Origin of the sequence: Vibrio mimicus CAIM 602 (assembly GCF_000338875.1) — a bacterium.
Lineage (GTDB): Bacteria > Pseudomonadota > Gammaproteobacteria > Enterobacterales > Vibrionaceae > Vibrio > Vibrio mimicus.
Window position 1 is genome coordinate 1 of sequence record NZ_AOMO01000072.1, and the last position, 4,599, is coordinate 4,599.

2 protein-coding genes and 3 pseudogenes are annotated in these 4,599 nt (G+C 40.0%); all 5 read left to right on the forward strand.

The genetic code is table 11. From position 1 onward, the window contains the following. Positions 1–109 (forward strand): annotated as a pseudogene (locus D908_RS22070) (tautomerase family protein); the annotation flags it as partial. Positions 110–262: 153 nt separating this feature from the next. Next, positions 263–1,210 carry a calcium/sodium antiporter gene (locus D908_RS02525; protein WP_005527009.1) on the forward strand — a complete coding sequence of 316 codons (948 nt, stop codon included), beginning with the start codon at positions 263–265 and terminating at the stop codon, positions 1,208–1,210. 798 nt (positions 1,211–2,008) lie between these two features. Continuing rightward, the gene (locus tag D908_RS02520; protein ID WP_005527014.1) at positions 2,009–2,422 is read left to right on the forward strand and encodes a VOC family protein; all 414 of its coding nucleotides are present in this window, start codon (positions 2,009–2,011) and stop codon (positions 2,420–2,422) included. A 303-nt stretch (positions 2,423–2,725) separates the two neighbouring features. Then, positions 2,726–2,907 (forward strand): annotated as a pseudogene (locus tag D908_RS20960) (DUF645 family protein). 197 nt (positions 2,908–3,104) lie between these two features. Beyond that, a pseudogene (locus D908_RS22755) lies at positions 3,105–4,466 on the forward strand (KAP family P-loop NTPase fold protein). Positions 4,467–4,599 lie beyond the last annotated feature (133 nt).

Consider the following 4,599-nt stretch of genomic DNA (forward strand, 5'->3'; position numbering starts at 1 on the left):
CCCCGTTGATATTGAAATCACAATTAAAGAGCAGCCTTCCCATTGTTGGGGTTTCAGAGGCATTACAGGTGACGAAGTCGCCGACTTAACCTACAAAATCCACGTATAACAAGGCGTTTAAGCGGGATTCATGCCGCGTGGCATTTTTGGTATGCGGTGAGTTTTTGTGGTGAAACTGGTTTGCGGAAGGTTGGTTTGGGCGGCATTCACCCCTTAACGCAGCGTTAGCTTTTTAATTTAGCTCCAAGTTTATGAGGTAAAAATGGATTATCTTCTTTTGGTGTTGGGTCTGATTTTGTTGATTGTCGGGGCAGAAGGATTAGTTAAGGGAGCTGCTAGATTAGCGACTAGAATTGGGATTCCGAGTCTTGTGATTGGTTTGACTGTAGTTGCCTTTGGTACAAGTGCTCCTGAGTTAGCCGTAAGTATCAACTCTGCTGTCTCAAATAAAACAGAACTGGCAATCGCCAACGTCGTTGGCAGTAACATTTTTAATGTATTGTTTATTTTAGGCTTAGCCGCTGTTATCACACCATTAACCATTTCAAAGCAACTGATACGTCAAGATGTGCCAATAATGGTATTGGTGAGTGCACTTGTATTCTACATGGTGACGGATGGACTCCTGAGCTTGTGGGAAAGTGGTGCATTAGTTGTTTTATTAGTTACCTACACAGCTTTTCTTTTTGTGCAGGGCAAACGAGCTGAAATACAAACATTAGATACAAGTGATAACGAAGTGGCTTCGCTGACACAGGGGCATCATCCTGTATGGCAAAGTGCGTTATGGTTAATTATCGGCCTAACGCTTCTTATCATTGGTGCAAATTTGTTAGTAAGTAGTGCGGTCAATATTGCACGCACGTTTGGTGTTAGTGAAGCGATTATTGGGCTTACCATTTTAGCGATAGGGACATCATTACCTGAGGTAGTGACATCCATAGTGGCAAGTTTCAAAGGACAAAGAGATATTGCCGTAGGTAATGTAGTGGGAAGTAATACTTTCAACTTATTAGCAGTTCTTGGAATATCTGGCCTCTTTAGTGGTGAGGGTTTAGTGGGTAACACACAACTAGTGGAACAGGACTTTCCAATCATGCTTGGGGTTGCTCTTCTGTGTTTGCCTCTAATGTTGACGGGAGCTGTTTTAAGTCGTCTCGAAGGTGCGTTATTTTTTTGGTTTGTATCTACTGTATAKGCGCATTTTTGATTGGTGATGTCAAGGAGGCAACTTGGCTACCTTCATTATCAATAGTGACTTGGAATGTTATTTTTCCTGCTACCTTAGCTGCTATTGCTATTTCTTTAATTAGAGATTGGTGGAAACAAAAGCAGTTAAAAAGCTAACAAACGCCTCAAGAGGGACTGCCAACGCGCGGCGTTTCCAGTCCCAATGAGCCGAAGTGGTTACGGTTGTTGTGTTTGAGTTTAGTGGTATGCGTTGCCAGCCCCTTAGGCGGGCGTTATGCTTAATCAAATAAAATCAGTGATTTATGGTTTTCCTTTGTTCCCTTGGCTTTTCAGTTCGGTGTTTGTCGGCAACTTGGCTTTTTTGAGCGCTGTTTTTCGGACATCAATTCTTTGGCGCTTGAAATTCAGGTAATTGCCTCAATCAATTCTCGGGCAAGCGCGAGGTCAGGGCGGTTGGCTCAATCAGAAATCCATTTCTAGGTTTTCAAACTTCAAACTGGATTTGCCAAAATTCCGAACCTGAATATCAAAACTATGATTCATTTCGGTTTTCTAAGTTTTGGTTTTTGTTTGTAAATCAAAGTCGAGTTAATCTTGTTTTTAGTAAAACGTAAGCCATTGAAGCTTAGGCATAACAAGGCGTTTAAGCGGGATTCATGCCGCGTGGAATTTTTGGTTTGCAGTAAGTTTTGGTGGTGAAGGTGGTCTGCGGAAAGTTGGTTTATGCGGCATTCACCCCTTAACGCGGCGTTATGTGCTTTCTCGAAAAATCTCGAAGTAGTGTAGAATTCGGCTTTTGAAATCTTGAGAAGTCAGCATGTCTAAAGTCGTTCAACAGCAAATCGGCAATATCGCACTTGTCGTAGAAAACTACGATGATGCTATTGAGTTCTATACAAAAAAGTTGCAGTTCAGTTTGGTTGAAGATACAGATTTAGGTGGTGGTAAGCGTTGGGTTCAAGTTTCGCCGCCAAACTCGAATGGAACGAACCTACTTCTTGCTCAAGCAAGTACCGAAGAGCAAGCTCAATTCGTAGGTAACCAGACTGGAGGTCGTGTTTTTTTGTTTCTACAAACGAATGACTTCTGGCGAGATTATGAGTTAATGAAGGCCAATGGTGTTGTTTTCAACGAAGAACCACGAGTTGAAGAGTATGGGAGAGTTGTTGTGTTTCAAGATCTTTATGGAAACAAATGGGATTTATTGCAGCTGAACAAGGCTCACCAATAGCACGCACATAACAAACGCCTCAAGAGGGACTGTCAACGCGTGGCGTTTCCAGTCCCAATGAGCCTTGGTGGTTACGGTTGTTGTGATTGAGTTTAGTATTATGCGTTGTCAGCCCCTTAGGCGGGCGTTAGTTTCTATCTAGAAAAATCATCAAAAGCTCAGATTCATGCCCTGAAAAATCAGCTTTAAGCGTTCAAGTCGTACTATTTGGCTTTTGAGTTTTGCCTGATGCTTATTTGGTAGAAAGAGTTGAAAGTTCAGCTATTTCAAAGTTGCTGAAAACCAACAAGCCTTGAAGTTTCAATGTTGTCGGATATTCAACACGGTCAGTCTAGTTTCACAAAGGCTGCATTATCGCTGTGATCTGGTTTTCCTTGTCGCGGACTCTTAACCGTGGCTAACTTAACCTTGATCGTTTTGAGTTTTGGCAGCTAACTTCACAGCTTTTGGCGTTGGACGTGTGCACGTTCGATGCATTTGCGTAAAATGCCTCTCAAGTAAAGGTGTTAAAAGTCATTGTTAAACAATGGGCTACGAAACTAACAAACGCCTCAAGAGGGACTGTCAACGCGCGGCGTTTCCAGTCCCAATGAGCCGCGGTGGTTTCGGTTGTTGTGGTTGAGTTTAGTGTTAATGCGTTGCCAGCCCCTTAGGCGGGCGTTATATGCAAAGGAGGTTTTTAATGAAATTAGTTATACCATCATTAGATATTTCTGAAAATGAAGGTTTTAAGCAAGATATCTTAAAGCGAGAAGCATTTGGAGAGTCATTAAAAAATCTTGTTATTCGTTCGGATGATGAACTCGTAATCTCATTGGATGGAAAATGGGGTGAAGGAAAATCTACATTTGTAAAAATGTGGCAGGGCTTATTGAAAAACAATAATATCCCTAATATCTACATTGACGCTTTCTCTAATGATTATATTGAAGATGCATTTATATCTGTAGCATCAGCTATAACCACTTACGTTGAAAAAAATGCTAGCAGATCTAAAAATGAAAAAATAATAGAATATAAAAAGAAAGCAAAGGATATTGGTGTAAAGCTTTTATCTTGGGGAACAAAGGTAGGAGTCAAAGCACTTACTCTAGGAATAATAAAAGACTCTGATATAGAAGGTCTTCAAGATATTAAAGATGATATTGCAGCAAGTAGTTCATCATCAATATCAACATTTGTAGAGGAAAAATTATGATCATATCAGGCCGATATTGAGCTTTTTGAGTCTTTTAGAACGTTGCTGTCGGAGCTACCAGATGAAATTGAAGGGAACGACGGAAACCCACTTGTTATTATTATTGATGAGCTGGATCGGTGTAAGCCTACTTATGCAGTTGAGTTGATTGAAAAGGTTAAACATCTCTTTTCTGTAAAAAATGTCGTTTTTGTACTCGTTATGCATAGACAGCAGTTAGAGGGAGCAGTTAAGAGCATTTATGGCTCAGAGATTGATGCACATACTTATCTACAGAAGTTTATAAATGTTGAGACTTCATTACCAAAGATAACAAAATCTCGTTACTCAAGTGATTTAGATAAATATTGTGAAAGACTTTTTGATCTTCATGACCTTACTACTTGGGGTGATAGAGAAAACCTACAAGAGTCTATTGTATCTTTAGCGAAATACTATAATTTATCATTGAGGCAGCTAGAACGAGTTTATACAAATCTTGCTATTTTTTATGCATCAAGTGCTCAGAATCATTTAAGAATAGTGCCACTTTTGTCATTGCTGGCGGTTATTAAGGTGACGCATCCAGATGTATATCTTCGTTTAGGTAAATCAGATATAACATATGATGAACTTATTGCTGATTTGAATTTATTAGAGTTTAAAATTGATAATGAGGTTACTCGAAAAATAGAATTTATACTTAGCTGGTTTAAGTTTTCTCTTATTCATGAAAATGAATTTTTAGAAATTAATGAGAATGATAGAGTTCGGAGATATGGTGAATCTCTCTGGCGATATGATATCGAAAGAAATAGATTGATACCATTGTTTATAGAGAGGTTAAATATATTTTCAGTGGTCTAATTGCATATAACAAACGCCTCAAGAGGGACTGTCAACGCGTGGRCGTTTCCAGTCCCATTGAGCCCGCGGTGGTTGCGGTGGTTTGTGTTTGGGGTTTAGTGGGTTATTGCGTTGCCAGCCCCTTAGGCCGGGC

Excerpts from the sequence above, each read along its gene's own strand:
- D908_RS02520 (WP_005527014.1), top strand. The coding sequence starts at position 2,009 with ATGTCTAAAGTCGTTCAACAGCAAATCGGCAATATCGCACTTGTCGTA.